This window comes from Dissulfurirhabdus thermomarina, from assembly GCF_012979235.1.
Lineage (GTDB): Bacteria > Desulfobacterota > Dissulfuribacteria > Dissulfuribacterales > Dissulfurirhabdaceae > Dissulfurirhabdus > Dissulfurirhabdus thermomarina.
The window spans coordinates 43,976-60,387 of the sequence record NZ_JAATWC010000005.1; the positions used below are offsets into that span (position 1 = coordinate 43,976).

At 71.0% G+C, this 16,412-nt stretch carries 12 protein-coding genes, 1 tRNA gene and 1 pseudogene; 3 read left to right on the forward strand and 11 right to left on the reverse strand.

Translation table 11 applies throughout. The features are described from left to right. Positions 1-26: 26 nt before the first annotated feature. From HCU62_RS07185 to HCU62_RS07195, 3 genes are read right to left on the reverse strand one after another with little or no spacing between them, the layout of a single operon-like run. Positions 27-1,226, reverse strand: a complete 1,200-nt coding sequence (locus tag HCU62_RS07185) for a M24 family metallopeptidase (RefSeq protein WP_163299849.1) — start codon at positions 1,224-1,226, stop codon at positions 27-29. Then, positions 1,216-2,094 (reverse strand): lytic murein transglycosylase, encoded by an 879-nt coding sequence (locus HCU62_RS07190; protein ID WP_163299853.1) that lies wholly within the window; start codon positions 2,092-2,094, stop codon positions 1,216-1,218. Before HCU62_RS07190 ends, HCU62_RS07185 begins: the two co-directional genes overlap by 11 nt. A 34-nt stretch (positions 2,095-2,128) precedes the next feature. After that, positions 2,129-2,554: a secondary thiamine-phosphate synthase enzyme YjbQ gene (locus HCU62_RS07195; RefSeq protein ID WP_246325357.1), complete on the reverse strand. Its 426-nt coding sequence runs from the start codon at positions 2,552-2,554 to the stop codon at positions 2,129-2,131. 282 nt (positions 2,555-2,836) lie between these two features. Here HCU62_RS07195 and HCU62_RS07200 point away from each other — a divergent pair, with 282 nt between their 5' ends. Continuing rightward, positions 2,837-5,434 carry an HDOD domain-containing protein gene (locus HCU62_RS07200; RefSeq protein WP_163299389.1) on the forward strand — a complete coding sequence of 866 codons (2,598 nt, stop codon included), beginning with the start codon at positions 2,837-2,839 and terminating at the stop codon, positions 5,432-5,434. A 31-nt stretch (positions 5,435-5,465) separates the two neighbouring features. Continuing rightward, on the forward strand, positions 5,466-7,403 hold the full coding sequence (locus HCU62_RS07205; protein ID WP_163299390.1) for a hybrid sensor histidine kinase/response regulator: 1,938 nt from the start codon (positions 5,466-5,468) through the stop codon (positions 7,401-7,403). 217 nt (positions 7,404-7,620) lie between these two features. On the opposite strand, the pseudogene HCU62_RS12125 reads toward HCU62_RS07205, so the two are convergent. The 4 genes and pseudogenes from HCU62_RS12125 to HCU62_RS07220 form a co-directional block, all read right to left on the reverse strand. Beyond that, a pseudogene (locus HCU62_RS12125) lies at positions 7,621-9,210 on the reverse strand (M48 family metallopeptidase); the annotation flags it as partial. A 121-nt stretch (positions 9,211-9,331) separates the two neighbouring features. Further along, positions 9,332-10,912 (reverse strand): porin, encoded by a 1,581-nt coding sequence (locus HCU62_RS07210; protein WP_163298805.1) that lies wholly within the window; start codon positions 10,910-10,912, stop codon positions 9,332-9,334. Positions 10,913-11,090: 178 nt separating this feature from the next. Then, positions 11,091-11,167: transfer RNA gene (locus HCU62_RS07215), tRNA-Arg, on the reverse strand. A 425-nt stretch (positions 11,168-11,592) separates the two neighbouring features. Further along, positions 11,593-11,979: a DUF2493 domain-containing protein gene (locus HCU62_RS07220; protein ID WP_163298806.1), complete on the reverse strand. Its 387-nt coding sequence runs from the start codon at positions 11,977-11,979 to the stop codon at positions 11,593-11,595. Between the two features lie 208 nt (positions 11,980-12,187). Here HCU62_RS07220 and HCU62_RS07225 point away from each other — a divergent pair, with 208 nt between their 5' ends. Continuing rightward, positions 12,188-12,412, forward strand: coding sequence for a FeoA family protein (locus tag HCU62_RS07225; RefSeq protein ID WP_163298807.1), 225 nt, complete (start codon positions 12,188-12,190; stop codon positions 12,410-12,412). Between the two features lie 28 nt (positions 12,413-12,440). Here HCU62_RS07225 and HCU62_RS07230 read toward each other — a convergent pair whose 3' ends face one another. The 4 genes from HCU62_RS07230 to HCU62_RS07245 all read right to left on the reverse strand — a co-directional run bounded on the left by HCU62_RS07230 (position 12,441) and on the right by HCU62_RS07245 (position 16,022). Then, positions 12,441-12,743, reverse strand: a complete 303-nt coding sequence (locus tag HCU62_RS07230) for a hypothetical protein (RefSeq protein WP_163298808.1) — start codon at positions 12,741-12,743, stop codon at positions 12,441-12,443. Positions 12,744-12,814: 71 nt separating this feature from the next. Then, complete coding sequence (gene hemW / locus HCU62_RS07235) at positions 12,815-13,945, reverse strand: radical SAM family heme chaperone HemW (protein ID WP_163298809.1); 1,131 nt, start codon at positions 13,943-13,945, stop codon at positions 12,815-12,817. Further along, on the reverse strand, positions 13,945-15,768 hold the full coding sequence (gene ptsP / locus HCU62_RS07240; RefSeq protein WP_163298810.1) for a phosphoenolpyruvate--protein phosphotransferase: 1,824 nt from the start codon (positions 15,766-15,768) through the stop codon (positions 13,945-13,947). Before ptsP ends, hemW begins: the two co-directional genes overlap by 1 nt. After that, positions 15,768-16,022, reverse strand: a complete 255-nt coding sequence (locus HCU62_RS07245; protein ID WP_309474808.1) for an HPr family phosphocarrier protein — start codon at positions 16,020-16,022, stop codon at positions 15,768-15,770. Before HCU62_RS07245 ends, ptsP begins: the two co-directional genes overlap by 1 nt. Positions 16,023-16,412 lie beyond the last annotated feature (390 nt).

A 16,412-nucleotide genomic window follows, 5' to 3' on the forward strand; every position in this document is an offset into this window, starting at 1 on the left:
GCCGGCCGGACCGCCGGGGCCCGGCGCTATACCTCGATGACCTCTCTCGGGGCTGTGGTCAGGACCTCCGCCCCCGTCTCCGTCACCAGGAAGGTGTCTTCCAGTCCCACAAGACCCCTTCCGGGGAAGATCAGCTTCGGCTCCACGGCCACCACCATGCCCGGGGCGAGACGAGCGGGGTTGTCGCGGCAGAGGAGGGGAAGTTCGTCCACCTCCAGGCCCAGGCCGTGGCCCACGAAGGGGACCCGCTCGGCGCCGCTGCCCATGAAGTGGTCCCCGAGGCCCGCGGCCTCCATGGTCTCCACCGCCAGCCGGTAGAGGTCGCCGCAGACGGCCCCGGGCCGAAGGCGCGCCGCCAGGTCCTCGAGGAGCCGCCGCACCGCCTCGAAGGCGGCGCGGAGGTCGCGGGGGAGGCGCCCCGCCACGAACATCCGCGTCTGGTCGCAGAGGTAGCCGCGGTCCCAGCCGCCGATGTCGACGCTGACGGGTTCGTTGCGTCCGATCCGACGGAAGGAGGCCCCCTGGCCGAAGGCCGGCCCGGGCCCCTCGCCGCCCGCGGGGGTCTGGGTCCAGGCGGGCACGGCCCCGGCCGGGCCCGAGAGGATCTGCCCCATGCCGATCTCCTGGTTCCAGCCCCGCATACGGAAGAAGCCGGGATGGCCGCGGCGGCGGAGGCGGGCCTCCACCTCGGCGGCGAGCTCGAGTTCCGTCATTCCGGGCCGCAGGACGCCCGGGACCGCCGCGACCGCCTCGGCGGCCTGCGCGGCGGCACCGCGGATGCAATCCACCTCCCAGGGGGACTTCACGGCCCGGAGCTCGCGGAGGAGGGGCGTGACGTCCCGGACCTCGGCTTCGGGCCAGACTTCCCGGCTGTAATGGAGGTAGAGCCGGGCCGGCAGGACGTCCATCTCGAGCCCCAGGGTGCGGACATCGTCCCACCCCTCGTTCCGCAGGATGCCGGGCAGGCGGCTCAGGCCGGCCAGGGGCGCGATCCGCTCGAGGGGAGATTCCCGCCGGGCGCGGTCGAGGCACCGCCGGACCAGGAAGAGCGGCGTCCCCCGGGCGGGCACCAGGAGGTGGGCGTCCTGGACCGTTCCGGCGAGGTAGGCCAGGTCGGCGTTCTGCCGGACGAGGGCCAGCTCCACCCCCTCGTGCCGGAGCCGTTCCTGGAACCGGCGGATCCGGTCCCGGGCCTCGGCGGCCGGGACCCGGGCGTCAGCGGACACGGGTCTCCATGTCCTGGAGCCGCTCGGCCACGGCGAGAACGGTCCGGGCGTAGGGCCGGCTCGGGTTGTAGCTCAGGATGACGGCCTCCTGTTTTTCTCGGTCCATCTCGGGCTCCCAGCCGTGGCACCGGAGGTAGTTGGCCATGCTGGCCAGGGCGTCGGGCTTTTCGAAGAGGTCCACCCGCCCGTCGCCGTCCTCGTCCACGCCGAAGCGCAGGGCATTGGTGGGCATGAACTGGCACAGGCCGATGGCACCGAAGATGGAGCCCCGGATGGAGAGGAGGTCTTGCCCGTTCCGGGCGGCGTACTCGATGAGGGCCTTGAGTTCCTCGTAGGCCCAGCGGGCCTTTTTCCGCAGGAGGCGCCGGGTCTTCTCCACCGTCTCCGGGCGCAGGAGGCGCCCGGGGATCCAGGGCCGTACCCGCTCGAGATCCCCGGCGGCGGCCATGCTGGCCAGGATGTTGAAGGCCCGGCCGGCTCCGAGGTACCGGCCGAGGTCCGTCTCCACCAGGAGAATGGCCACCTTGATCTCCTTCGGGACCAGGAACCGGGCCTCGATGCTCACCAGGAGGTCCCGGTTGCGGTCGAGGAAGGCGTGGGCCCGGGCCAGGCGCTCGGGGCGGAGGAAGCGGGCGTAGTCGATGCGGCTCTCGTCGTGGGTGAGCTTGCGGGGCATGACCCTGGGGTCGAACCGGACCTCGGGCCGCTCGAAGAGGCTGTGGACGAAGGCGGGCGGGTAGCCGTCCCGGATGAGCCGCTGGCGCAGCGGGGCGAAGACCGCCTTGCCCGGCGCGGCGGCGGCCGGAACGGCCAGGAGCACCAGGGCCGCCACGAGGAGGGCGAGCACGGGGCGGAGCCCCGCGCCCACGGGATGGCGCGGCCGGGGCGGCCGCCGGCGGGGTTCAGGCGCCAAGACCCTTCACCCAGATCTTGCGGTTTCTCGGCCCGTCGAACTCGCAGAGGAAGACCCGCTGCCAGGTTCCCAGCAGCAGGCGGCCGCCTTCCACCAAGACGTGGACGGAGGCGCCCGTGAGCGTGGCCTTCACGTGGGCGGGGGAGTTGCCTTCCATGTGCCGGTAATCGAAATCCCACGGGACCACGTGGTTGAGCACCTCCATCACGTCGCGCCGAACGGCCGGATCCGCCCCCTCGTTGATGGTGACGCCCGCCGTGGTGTGGGGCACGTAGACCGCCAGGAGGCCGTCGGCGAGGCCGATCTCGCGCCGGGCGGCCTCCACCTCGCCGGTGATGTCGACGAGCTCCGTCCTGGATCGGGTCTGGACCGTGCGGATGACCATGATGCCGTCCTCCTCGGGGGCTTCGCTCATGGCGTTCCCATTCAAAATTACGGCACCCCGGAGGGCCTGTCCAGGGGTGGAGCCCGTCGCCGCCGAGCCCCGTCCGGCCGGTGCGGGGGGAGGGGGGGCGGGTGCTGACAATAAAAAATGTCGATATATTTCAAAATCAAGAGTTAAACTGGGATCCAGTTCCAGTTTGGTGGGCCATGCATCCGAAAATGAGGAAAATTTCAGAAACAATCGAAAACGGCCGATCTTGTGTATCATGCCCGCCCTTGATACAAGAAAATGTGACAGGGGGGACGGAATTACTTGGATAATGTCATCCACCCGGAGGGAAAGGCCGCCCTTCGCGTGAAGGAGGTCCTTCGTCTCTCCTCGCTTCCCCACGTCGTGCTCCGGCTCCTCGAGGCGACGCTGGACGAGGATGCGAGCGTGGCGGATATCGCCCGCGTGGCGGGGAACGACCCCGGCCTCACGGCCCGGATGCTCCGCTTGGCCAACTCCCCCTACTTCGGCGTCAGCCGGAAGATCTCCACCATCGAGGACGCGGCGGTCATCCTCGGCCTCCAGGCGGTCCGGAACCTGGCGGTCACCATCTCCGTCTACGAGTTCTTTTCCGGCGTCCGCGACACCCCCGGTTTCTCCCTGCCCGTCTTCTGGTGGCACTCGCTGGCCACGGCCATCGTGTGCCGGTCCCTCGCCGAGGCGGCCGGGTACCCGGAGCCCTCCGAGGCCTTCATGGCGGGGCTCCTCCACGACGTGGGCAAGCTCGTCATCCTCCAGGCCGACGCCGCCGCCTTCCGGAGCGTGCACCACGGGGCGCACGGCGACCAGCGGCTCGTGGAGGCGGAGCGGGCCGTCCTGGGGATGGACCACGCCGCCGCCGGGGCCGACTTTCTCGAGCAGTCCCGGCTCCATCCCTTCTTCTGCGACGCCGTCCGCTACCATCATCTCTCCCCCGGCGAGGTTCGCGCGGCTTCCGGTCTCGTCCGGATCGTCCACCTCGGCGACCGCTTGGCCCACCGGCTTCCGGCGGCGGACGAGGCGGAACTCCGGGCGCTGGCCGCGGTGCTGGACGAGGCCATGGGCCCGGTCCCGGTGGCCCTGGCCGACCTCCGGGACCGGCTCGAGCGCGAGATCCGGCGCCTCGCCGCCGATCTCGGGGTCCGGGTGCTTCCCCCGGAGGAGGGCGAAGGGCCCCGGGCCGCCGATGCCACGGAGACCCAGGCCCGGCTCCGGGACCGGGTGGAGGACCTCTCCCTCCTGGTGGCGAGTCTCCAGTCCATGGTGGCCGCCACGGACGAAGACCAGCTCTTCTCGGCACTCTTCCAGTCCCTGGCCGTGCTCTTCGACTTCGAGACGGTCTTCCTGGCCACGGTGGAGGACCAGGGCGTCCTCTACGGGCAGCGGGCCTTCGGCTCGCGCCGCGACGACCTGGCCCGCCGGCTCCGGATCGCCTGCGAGCCCGGGACCGTCTGGGAGGCGGCCTTCGAGGCCGACGCGCCGGTCTACAGCGGGGACTACTTCCGGGAACACCCCCCCCGGGTGATCGACCGCCAGGTGGAGGGGCTCCTGGGAACGGCCTATGCCGTCATCCCCCTGGTCGCCAACGGCGAACGGGTCGGGAGCGTGGCCGCGGGGCTGGATCCCTCCGACTGGGACCGGGTCCGCCGGCACGTCTCGCTCCTTCGGCTGCTGGCCCACCAGATGGCGGCCGCCGTCCGCGGCTACCGGTACCGGCTCAAGTGGCGCCGGGAGCGGCAGTTCAACGATACCCTGCTCGAGGCCGTTCCCGTGGGGGTCGCGGTGGTGGACCCGCAGGGCCGCCTGCTCTACGCCAACCCCGAGGCCCGGCGTCTCCTCGCCGGGGGGCCGGGCGAGGCGCCGGCGGAGGGCGGTGACGTCTGGCGGACCCTCGGGGCCGACCCGGGGGTCTGGGACGAGCTCCTGGCCCGCGTGCACGCGGCGGGCACCGGGGAGGTACACTTCCGCGCCGGGGGCGGTGCCCCGGAGGCTCTTCCCCGGTGGTTCCACGCCCGGGCGGCCAACCTCACAGGGTTCGGTGACCGGGGCTACCTCCTGGTGCTCCAAGACGTCACCACCGCCCGGCAGCTCGACGAGGAACGCAAGGGGCGCTCCCGGTGGCTGCGGGAGGAACTGGCGGCCAAGACCCGGGAACTCGAGGAGGCCCAGGCCCAGGCCCTCAAGGCCCAGCGCCTGGCCACGGCGGCGGAGGTGGCCCGGAAGGTGGCCCACGAGGTCAACAACCCCCTCGGCATCATCAAGAACTACCTCCGCCTCCACCGGATGAAGGCCGCCGCGCCGGGGGAGGAGGCCACCTTCGAGGCCATCAACCGGGAGATCGACCGAATCGCCGCCATCGTCCGGCAGCTCGAGGTGTTCTCCAAGGGGGCGCCATCCGCCGGCCAGGGCCGGGAGCCGGCCCAGCCGGGCTCCGTGGTCCGGGCGCTGGACGACTTGGCCCTGCTGCTGGCCGAGCCCATGCGGGAGAAGGGGGTCGATCTCCGCCTGGAGGTCGACGAGGGATTGCCCCCCGTGCAGCTCTCCGACGACGCCTTGAAGCAGGTCCTCATCAACCTCATCAAGAACGCGGAGGAGGCCATTGAGGGGGCCGGGACCATCCGGGTCCGGGCCACCCGGCACCCGGAGGAGGCGGACCGGGTCCTCATCGAGGTGGCCGACACGGGGCCCAGCGTGGACGCCGAGGTGAAGGAACGGCTCTTCGATCCCTTCGTCACCACCAAGGCCGGGGAGAACGTGGGTCTCGGCCTCTCGGTGTGCTACGGCCTCGTCACCGGGGCCGGGGGACGGATCCAGCTCAAGGAGACGCCGGGGGCGGGTGCGGTCTTCGAGATCGTCCTGCCCGCGGCGGCTTCGGGGCGCTAGGAGAAGGGATCCCACAGGGGAGGAGTGTGTCATGGGTGATCACAAGGCCAAGATCCTCGTCATCGACGACGACAGCGGCATGCGCCAGAGCCTCGAGATGCTGCTCTCCTACCTGGGCTACCAGGTGGCCACGGCGGAAAGCTGCCGGGGGGGCATCGAGCTGCTCACCCGCACGACCTTCGACGTGGTGGTCACGGACATCGTCACGGAGGACGGGCTGGGTTTCGAGGTCATGGACTACGTCAACGAGCACTGCCCGAGGACCCGCGTGGTGGCCATGACGGGGTTCTCCTCCGTGGACTCCGTCATCGAGGCCCTCCGCCACGGGGCCTACGACTACGTGGCCAAGCCCTTCGACTTCGACCTTCTGCACCACTCCATCAAGCGGGCACTGGAGCACCTTCGCCTCCAGGAGGAGGTGCGGCGGTCCACCGAACGGTACCAGGCATTGGTGGACGACCTGAACGACGGCTACTTCGTGGTGAGCGGGGGCCGGCTCGTCTATGCCAACTCCACCTTCGGCGACCTCATGGGGCGGCGGCCGGAGACCATGCTGGGGACGCCCTTCCTCGACCTCGTGGCGCCTGCCGACCGGGACCGGATGCGGGCCTTCATGGCCAGCCTCACCAGCGGCGAGGACCGTTCCGTTCTGGAGGACGTGGTCTTCGCCCCCGGCGGCGACCGGGAGGTCACCGTGGAACTCAAGATGAGCCGGGCCCGGACGGGTGCCGGCCGGGAGGAAGGGCTCATCGGCATCTGCCGGGACGTGAGCGAACGACGGGCGCTCTGGGAGAAGCTGGTCCGGTCGGAGAAGCTCGCGCTCCTCGGCGAGATGGTGGCGGGCATCGCCCACGAGCTCAACAACAAGCTGACGCCGGTCCTCGCCTATGCCGACATGCTGGCGGGCCAGCGCCTCGACGAGGAGACCGCCCGCCGGATCGGCATCGTGCGCGACTGCGCCCTCGGCGTCCGGAGCATCGTGGAGTCACTGCTCCTTTTCTCGCGGCAGGAGAAGCCCCGGAAGACCATGGTGAACCTCAACGACGTGGTGCGGACCACCTGCGAGCTGGTGGAGTGTTCCTTCAGCGGTTCCGACGTGCACCTCGACATGGACCTCGACGCGGACCTGCCCGCCGTCCTCCTGGACCGCCAGCAGATCGAGCAGGTGATCCTCAACATCACCAAGAACGCCTACGAGGCCCTTCCGGGCGGCGGCCGCGTCCGGATCGAGACCCGCCGGGAGGCCGACCGGATCCGGGTGTCGGTCACCGACGACGGCCCCGGGATCCCGCCGGAGGTCCAGGCCCACATCTTCGATCCCTTCTTCACCACCAAGGAGCGGGAACGGGGCACCGGCCTCGGACTCAGCATCTGCCATGGGATCGTCCGGTCCCACCAGGGCGAGATCGAGGTCGCGAGCGGTGCCGGCGGCACCACGTTTTCGTTGTATTTTCCGGTGGTCCGGGAGGAGGAGGCGGCGGCCCCGGCCGCCGGGGAGGTGCCGCCGCCGCCCCGGCGGGAGGACGGTCGCCGGGTCCGGATCCTGGTGGTGGACGACGAGCCTCCCATCGCCCAGCTGCTCGGGGAGCTCCTCATGGAGTTCTACGACGTGACCCTGGCAGGCAACGGCCGGGAGGCCTTGGCCCACCTCTCCCGGACGCCCTTCGACCTCATCATCTCCGACATCAAGATGCCGGCCCTGGACGGCATCGAGCTCTACCGGCGCCTGGAACAGGACCGGCCCGAGTACCTCGACCGGATCATCTACGCCACCGGGGTCACCTTCGACGACCGGACCCGGGCCTTCCTCCAGGAGACCGGGGTCCCCTGCCTCAACAAGCCCTTCAAGGCCGACCAGATCCTGGAGATGGTGCACCGGCACCTGGCCCCGGAGACCGGGAAGGCGGTGCCGTCTTCGTTTTCGGCGCGGCTGGCGGCCTGCGGCGCCGGAAACGCTCGATCTGGCTGAGGTAGTAAGCCCGGTCCGGCCCCGCCCGTTCCAGGGCCCGGCGTTCCACCTCCAGGGCCTCCGCCGTCCGTCCGTTCCGGAAGAGGGCCTCGGCCAGGGTGTCGAGGACGTGGGGGGCGGGGGCGATCTTCGCCGCCCGCCGGGCGAGGCGAAGCGCCGCGGCGGGGTCCCGGTAGGCGGGGTCGTCCGCCGTGGCCCGGAGCCAGGCCAGCCCGTTCAGGACCTCCGGGTCGTCCGGGGCCGTCGCGAGCATCCGTTCGTAGAGCCGGAGGGCCCGCCCGTAGTCCCCGACTTCCTGGAGCTCGGCCGCGAGGCGGAGGGTCCAGCCCGGCGGGCGCGCCGCCCGGTCCAGGCGGTCCAGGGCGAGCCGGAAGACGTTGTCCTCGGCCGCCGCCCGCCAGGCGGCGGTCGGGAGGGCCCAGGCCGCCGTCCCCAGGGCCAGGGCGGTCGCCGCGAAGAGGGCCTGGGCCCGGCGGAGCCGGAGCCGGTGCTCCGCCACCAAGGCCGGGCGGCGGGCGGCGGCGGCCAGGAAGGCCACCCGCTCGGCGATGCTGAAGTGGTGCCAGTTGGGGCGGTCCCGGACGCCGCCGGCCAGGGCGGAGACCTTCTCCAGCGCCCCGGCGAGGTGGCGAGGGTCGAGGCCCGCCTCCAGGACGTGGGCATCCGCCTGGCGCTCGAAGTGGCGCATGAAGTAGCCCATCACGAAGCGGAAGTAGCAGAGGAACAGTCCGAGTACCGGCAGGCCGGCGGCGAGGCCGGAAAGGCCGCTTCCGTCTCCCTCCAGGGTCTCCAGGAGCCACGGCCCGGCCGGGCTGGCCAAGAGGCCGGTCCAGGCGGGCTCCGCCCAGAGGTAGAGCAGGGCCCCGAAGGCGGCCAGGAAGGCGAGGTGCCGGAGGAGGTGCCGGTGGCGGACGTGGGCCGCCTCGTGGGCCACCACCGCCTGGAGTTCCGCCGGGGTCAGGGCCTGGAGGAGGCAGGGCGTCAGGAGGAGATACCGCCACCGGGGCACCACGCCCAGCACGGCCGCCGTGCAAATTCCCGGCTCTCCGGGCGGCCAGAGGAGGACCTCGGCGAACCGGAGGCCCTCCCGCCGGAGCACCGCGTCCACCGACGCCCGCCAGGGCCCGTCGGGCAGCGGGCGGCACCTCCAGAAGCGACGGACCAGCTTCGGCACCGCCGCCACGGCCAGCAGGAGGAAGGCGGCGGTGAAGGCCGCCTCGCCCCAGGGACCGCGTAGGGCCCGGTGGAGGGCCGGCCAGGGCAGGGCGTCGAGGATGTCGGCGGCCACGGCCAGTACGGCGTAGGGCACGAAGACGGGCAGGAGGAGGCGGAGGCGGGCCCAGCAGAGGGCGGCGGCGGACGGGAGACCGGGGCCGAGGCGGCGGGCGGCCGCCCGCTCGGCGCCCCACAGGAGGCAGAGGTGGAGGCAGTAGTCCGCCACCCCGGCGAACTCCACCACGGAGGGCCACCGGTCCAGGAAGGGGAGCAGGGCGAGGAGGTGGGCCTTGGCGTCGAGCCAGTAGAAGTCCAGGCCCGCCACGGCCAGGGCCGGGATCTCCAGCCGGGCCGCCGGCCGGCCGGGCACCCCCTCGCCGCGGCCCGCCACCCAGGTGCGGCAGAGCGCCCACCACAGGCCGGCCTTGAGGATCCAGGCCGCCCCCGCCGCGGCCGGGGAGAGGGCGGGGCGGGCCGGGGCCGGGGCCGCGGCGGCGAGGAAGAGGACGGCGACGAGCTGGAGGATCCGGCCGTAGGGCATGGCGGGAGCATAGCACCGGGCCGCGCGGGGGCAAAGGCGCTGCCGGCTCATCCCGCCCGGCGGCCGAAGAAGATGGACTCGGAAGAAGGACGCCGAGTGGGGATGGGCCAGCGAAAAAACGGGGGGCCGTTTCTCCACGGCCCCCCCAGAAGCGGTCGCCCGCCGGCGGTCGCTAGAAGAGGAACTGGTACATCACCCGGAAGCGGTAGTCGTCCTGGTCCCCGGGGCTCAGCTCGGGGGTGACGCCGAAGGCCGCCGCCTCGGCCGCGGTCACCTGGGTGAATTCGCGGCGGCCCCAGGCGACGTCCGCCGTGACGTACTGGTTGAACCCGTGGAGGTAGTAGTTCACCCCCAGGACGTACTGCTGGAGGTTGTCCTCCACGGCCTCGCCCCCGTCCTCGAAGGTGACGAGCCCGAGGCCGCTCTTCAGGGAGGCGGCGGCGTCGTTGTCGCGGATCCGCTCGAAGTAGGCGGCCTTGGCCACCAGCTCCAGCCGCTTGGGAATCACGAAGTAGCCGAGGTTGATCCGGGCGGCCAGGCGGTCCCAGGTCTCCTGGTCGCTGGAGGCCGTGGTGCCCTTGCCGGGATCCTGCACGAACTCCTCCCAGCCGGCCTCGAGATCCAGGGACAGGCCTCGGAACCGGAAGAGCAGGGCGGTGTCGAATCCGTAGTTCCGGGTGTCGTGCCAGGTCTTCGGGTTCGTGGTGGCGGCGTCGAGCTGGTGGTAGGCCTTGACGCGGTCCGTGGAGTGGAAGCCCCCGATCACCAGCGCCGCCAGGGGCCGGGTGTTGTAGCCGTAGTCGCCCTGGCTGAAGTAATTGTTGAACCCGCTCGGGCCCAGGGGGCCCTTGGGGTCGGACCCCGGCAGGAAGTTGATCCCGATCCGGGCCACGTAGAGCATGTCGGCGTCCTGGCTGGACCAGGCCCGGGTGTCTCGGCCGTTGAAGACGCCCACGCGGTAGTCGATGAAGTCCTTCCGGCCGAGGAGGTCCAGGTCGCCGTTCAGGACCACGCCCTGGGAGCGGTAGAGGAGCATCCCCCCGGTGGGGAAGCCGCAGGAATCCCGGTGTTTGCTCACCCGGAGCCGGGCGTTGTCCCCCGGGAAGTCGTAGAGGCGGTTGCCGAAGAGGTCCTTGTCCATCTCGGAATCACCGGTGAAGATGGTCCGGTCCGTGCCGTTCTGGCGGAACCCGGACTGCCAGTACTCCATGCCGAAGGGGATCTTCATGCGCCCGAACTGGACCCGCAGGGCGCGGAACTTCTGCCACTGGACGAAGGCGTCGTGGACGTTGACGGCGCTCTGGGGCTCGAGCTGGACGTGGACGAAGTAGCGCCAGTCCGGGGAGGGGGCGGTGCCGTCCACGAAGAACCGGAGCCGGCGCATCACGAAGGAGCTGTAGTTCTCGTCGTTGTCCGTGACGTCGTCCGCCAGGGCGTCGTCCGGGACGGCGTAGGTGTAGCGGAGCTGGATGCCCGTCCGGAAGCGGAACTTGTAGGAGCTGCCGGAGGCGGGGTCCGTGTACTCGATGCGGAAGCCGTTTTTCCAGTAGGCCTTGGCGGCGCCGGACGGCGCGGCGGCCCGGTCGCGCTCGAGCCGGCCGAGGCGTTCCTGGAGGTCCCGGACCTGGGCCTTCAAGGCCCGGATCTCCCCGTCGTCCGCCGCCCGGGCGGACACGGGGGACCATGGACTCAGGCCTGCGAGGAACGCGAAAAGGGACAGGACGGCGGTCTTCATGGTGTTTTCGATGTGCATGGGGATCCCTCCATACCCTGGGGTCGGACGCCGGATCGGTGCAAAGCCCCGGCGGCCGGCGCCCGTGGAAAAAGGAACTGGTGAAGCGGAACCATCCCTCTTCTCCGCTTATCGGATGCCTGCCGGGGAGCTTGAGCGCCGTGGCCGGACGGGGACGGGGCCCGGAGAGGGGGGATGCTGGTCCGCCCATCAGGACTCGAACCTGAAACCTGCGGATTAGAAGTCCGCTGCTCTATCCAGTTGAGCTATGGGCGGAGGAGAGGCCCGGCCGGCTCCGGACCGTGGTTTCGTCTATAATCTCTTCGGCACACCTTGTAAAGGAAGCCCCCGCGCCGGGCCGGGGTTGCCCGGCGTCCGGTCTCCAGCCTAGAATGGGGATCATGCCCGGCGCGGCCCGGCCGGGCCGCGCCGGAGGAGGCGCATGCCCCACCTTCCCGCCATCTCCGCCGCAATGCCGACGCCGGACTGGCCCCGCGGCGCCATTGTCCGCCGCTCCCCCGGCGCGGCCCGGGGTACCCGGGGCGGGGCGTCCGAGCCGGGGCGCTCGGAGCCGACACCTTTGTCCTTCCCTCGCCTCCATCGGCGGGTGCAACCCTATGCCGCCGCACCGGGGCCGGAAACCGGGCGGATCATCGACGTCTACGTCTAAAGGGGGACGACGTGGATCCGGCGGCGCCGGATCAGTGCAGCTGCCGCGGGTTCCGGAAGAGGCGGAGGCGGCCGTCCGGGGCGATCTCCGCCAGGAGCTTGTGGGCCCGTCGGGCGATCTCCAGCATGTGGCGGGTGCCCTCGCTCTTGCCGTCCCAGAAGCAGATCACCACGTCGGCGGAGCGGAGGATGACCTCGTTGCGCATCATGGTTCCCTTGAGACCGTGTTTTTCCCACTGGGAAGGGATGATCTTGACCTCCAGGCCCGCCTCGGCGCCGTAGCGTTCCCCGAGGCGGTCCGCGCCGGGGGCGTTCCCGGAAAGGATCACGTCGCCCGGGACGAGCAGGTGGTCGAGCACGTCCCGCACCAGTTCATAGGAATCGATGCTCCTCGAACCGCATACCGCTACCTTCGCCACGGGTGCCTCCTTGCGCCAACTTCGGTTGACGCGGCTTCTGGGGGGTGGTTATTGATTGTCACAGTTTCGTCCGCCGCATCCGGTGATCCCGGCAGTCTGGGCGGAGACCGCCTCGCCGATGGGGTGGGACGCGTCACGCACGATCCACCGAAATATAGGCCACCGGCGGACCGGATGTCCACCGGCCGTGAAAGGAAGGAAGACCGACATGACATTGGACGATCTCCGGACCGGGGAGAAGGGGAGGGTGGTTCGCCTCGAGGCCACGGGGCCGTTCAAGAAGCGGCTGCTCGAGATGGGGTTCGTGGCCGGCGCCGAGGTGGAGGTCATCCGCTACGCCCCCCTCAAGGACCCGGTGGAGTTCCGGGTGAAGGGCTACCACGTCAGCCTTCGCCACGAGGAGGCGGCCCGCATCGTGGTGGAACCGGCCTGAGGCGCCGCGCCCCGCGGGCATGCGGCGGCTACTGCTCGTCGGGGCCGGCGATGTGGTCCCGGATGATGTCCTTCACGTTTTCCAGGGTGTAGAGGACGTCGTGGATGGTGGCCTGGGGGTGCTCTTCGCAGAAGTCGTCCACCACCGCCAGGATCCGCTCGGTGAGGTCCTCGAACTGGTCGATGGTGAGGTTGCTGGCGGGTTCGTTGGCGAGCAGCCGGTCGAGGTCGATGCCGTGGTCCCGGATGAGCTCTTCCTTGATCATCTCGAGGCGCCGCACCCGGCCCCGGGTGAGGCGCTTCTTGTCGTTGATGCTGACGATCTTGTCCATGGACGGCCGCTCCTGGGTTTCCTGACCCATTCTAGCGCACCGCCGGGGCCCGGGGCAAGCCTCCGCGGGGGTCAGACCAGCTCCATCCAGACCTGGTTGGCGAGCCGCCGGCCGCGCCGGGTGAGGCGGATCCCGGCGGCGTCCGCCTCGAGGAGCCCGGCCTCCACGAGCCGCACCAACCGCCGCCCGTAGTAGGCCGCCGGGTCCAGGCCCCAGCGCCGCCGGAAGCGTTCCGGGTCGATGCCGTCCCGGGTCCGGAGGGCAAGGACCACCGCCTCGCGGAACCGGGCCTCCGGGTCGAGTTCCTCCCGTTCCTCCCGGGGGTCTTCACCCCGGAGGACCCGGTCGATGTAGGCCAGGGTGTCCGGGACGTTCCGGACGCGGGCCGGCGGAAGGAAGGAGGCGGCGGCGGCGCCGAGGCCGAGGTAGGGGCCTTCGTCCCAGTAGTTCAGGTTGTGGCGGCAGGCCCCGCCGGGCCGGGCGAAGTTCGAGATCTCGTACTGCCGGTAGCCGTGGGCCTCGAGGATGTCTTCCGCCAGGTCCGTGAGCCGGCTCCGGAGGGCCTGCCCCGGCAGGCGGAGCCGCCCGGCCTGGACCGCGGCCGCCAGCGGCGTCCCGGCCTCCACCGACAGCTCGTAGGCCGAGACGTGTTCCGGCCCCAGCTCCACCACCGCCTCGAGCGCGGCCATCCATTCCGCGGGGTCCTGCCCCGGCCATCCGAAGATGAGGTCCACCCCCACCCGGAGGCCAGCCCCGGCGGCGGCCGCCACGGCGGCCCGGCCCTGGCTCGCGTCGTGGGGGCGGCCGAGGACGCGGAGGGCCCGGTCGGACATCCCCTGGAGGCCGATACTCACGCGGTTGACGCCGGCGGCCTTGAGGCGGGCGAGGCCTTCCCGGGTGGTGGACTCCGGGTTGGCCTCCACGGTGACCTCGGGGGCGTCACCCCACGTGAAGGCGGCAAGCAGTTCCCGCACCAGGTCCGCCAGGGCATCGGCGGGGAGGGTGGTGGGGGTCCCGCCCCCCACGTAGAGCGTGGAGAAGGTCAGCCGCCGCACCTCCGGCGCCTCGGCCATCCGCCGGGCCTCCGCCCGCAGCGCCTCGAGGTAGCGCGCCTTCACCCGGCCGGACGCCGGCGCGGAGACGAAGTCGCAGTAGGGGCACTTCGTGGCGCAGAAGGGGACGTGGACGTAGAGGCCGGCCATCAGGCCGTGGAGGCCGCGGTGTCTTCCGCCCGAAGCGCGGTGTAGAGGTCCGTGGCGGCCTCGAAGTCGCCCGGGTAGTGCTGGTCGAGGAAGTCCGCGAGCCGTTCCCGGACCTCCCTCGCCGTGGAGGCCGCGAGCAGGTCCCCCGCCAGGCGGCGGCACGCCTCCTGGTCGGAGAGGCGGATCATCCGCTTCACCCGGGGGATGGCCAGGGCGTTCATGCTGAGCTCGTCGAGCCCCATGCCCAGCAGCACCGGGACGTAGGTGGCCTCGCCGGCCATCTCACCGCACATGGCCACCTCGATGCCCGCCTGGTGGGCGGCCTCGGTGGCCTGGCGGATGAGGCGGAGCACCCCGGGGTGCAGGGGCTCGTAGAGATGGGCCACGTGTTCGTTCACCCGGTCGATGGCCAGGGCGTACTGGATGAGGTCATTGGTGCCGATGCTGAAGAAGTCCACCTCGCGGGCCAGGACGTCGGCCATGGTCACCGCGGTGGGGACCTCGATCATGATGCCCACCGGGAGGTCGTCCCGGAAGGGGACCCCCTCCCGCCGCAGCTCCTCTCGGGTGGCTTCGAGGTGCTCCTTGACGGCCAGGATCTCCATGTGGCCCGAGATCATGGGGAAGAGGATCCGGACGTCGCCGTGGACGCTGGCCCGGAGGATGGCCCGGAGCTGGGTGCGGAAGAGCTTCGGCTCCTTGAGGCAGAGCCGGGTGGCCCGGAGCCCCAGGGCGGGGTTGATCTCGTCGCCCAGCGAGACGGTGGAGACGAACTTGTCGCCCCCGATGTCCAGGGTCCGGATGGTGACGGGGTAGGGGGCCAGGCGCTCGGCCACCTCCCGGTAGGCCCGGTAGAGGGTGTCCTCGGAGGGGAGAGACCGGCTGGCCAGGTAGAGGAACTCGGTTCGGAAGAGTCCGATCCCCTCGGCCCCGTACTCGATCACCGTGGGGATCTCGTCCAGGAGCTCGATGTTGGCCTTGATCTTGACCCGGTAGCCGTCCCGGGTCTCCGCCGGGAGGTGGCTGTGGTGGATGAAATCGAGCCGTTGCCGGATGCACTTTTCCCGCCGCTCGAGGAAGTGGCGGCGCATGGTCTCGTCGGGGCCCACGATGACCTCGCCGGTCATCCCGTCCACGATGACCTGCTCGCCGGGGGCGATGGCCCCGGTGGCGTTCTCGAGGCCCACCACGGCGGGGATGCCCAGGGACCGGGCCATGATGGCCGTGTGGGAGGTGCGGCTGCCAACGTCGGTGAGAAAGGCCAGGATCCGGTCGGGACGCATCCGCGTGGTATCGGCCGGGGAGAGGTCGTGGGCCACCACGATGGCGGGCTCGTCGATCTCGTCGATGTCCGTCTCGCGCTGCCCGGTCAGGAGGCGCAGGAGCTGGCGGCTGACGTATTCCACGTCTTCCACCCGGTCGCGGATGTAGGGGTCTCGGATCTGGCGGAAGAGGCCCCGGACGTGTGCCAGGGCCTTCTCCAGGGCCCACTCGGCGTTGACCCCCTCCTCCTCGATGATCCGGAGCGTCCGGTCGTAGAGCATCCGGTCCTTGAGCATGAGCCGCTGGGACTCGAGGATCCCGGAGTGTTCCCGGAGCTCCTCGGGCAGGTCCTGGATGAGGTCCTCGATGTTGGCGGCGGCCCGGGCGACGGCGTCCTCGAAGCGGGCCTGCTCGGGGGCGACCTCCGCGGGCTCGATGCGCCGCCGCGGGTACCGGAGGCGGTCCCGGTTCAGATGGAAGACGGGGCCCAGGACGATCCCCGGCGAGACGCCGATGCCCTTCAGGACGGTGGGCCGGTGGTTTTCCGGGGGGTGGGCCATCAATCCAGTTCTCCGAAGCTGTCGGTGACCAGCTGGCACAGGGTGTCCACGGCGAGCTGCGCATCGGGCCCCGAGGCCCGGATGATCAGCCGGGTGCCCTTGGGACAGGCCAGGGTGAGGACCTCGAGGATGCTCTTTCCGTCCACCGCCTCTCCGTCCCGGACCAGCCAGACCCGGGAACGGAACCCGCTGGCCATGCGGGCGAACCGGGCGGCGGGACGGGCATGGAGCCCCAGGCGGTTGGATATGGTCACTTCTCGTTCACACTGCATGCAGGCGGCCGTTGGAGCGTCCTGGATCCGTGGCGGCCTTGAGATGCATTGGGCCGGGTTGCCCGGAATTCCAGGCCATGGGCGGGCATGATCCGCCGTGGCGGACTCACCCCGCCGCCCTTCGGGGCGCTCGAGGACGGGCCATCCGCCCAGGTTGGCAACTCGTCGATATACTTGGGAGTATTCATCGACATCGTTGCCGCCTTGCATCCGGCCCGTTCTTGGACGCCCACGGGTCCGGGGCGAAAGACGACTGTTCCCAACATAAAGGTTCGCCCCTTCGCCTTCAAGCACCGGGGCCGGATCCGGCTTGACGGTGGGTTGCGCCATTCAGTATCCTGCAGACTGGCGTGATCCTCAGCGGCGCCCCGT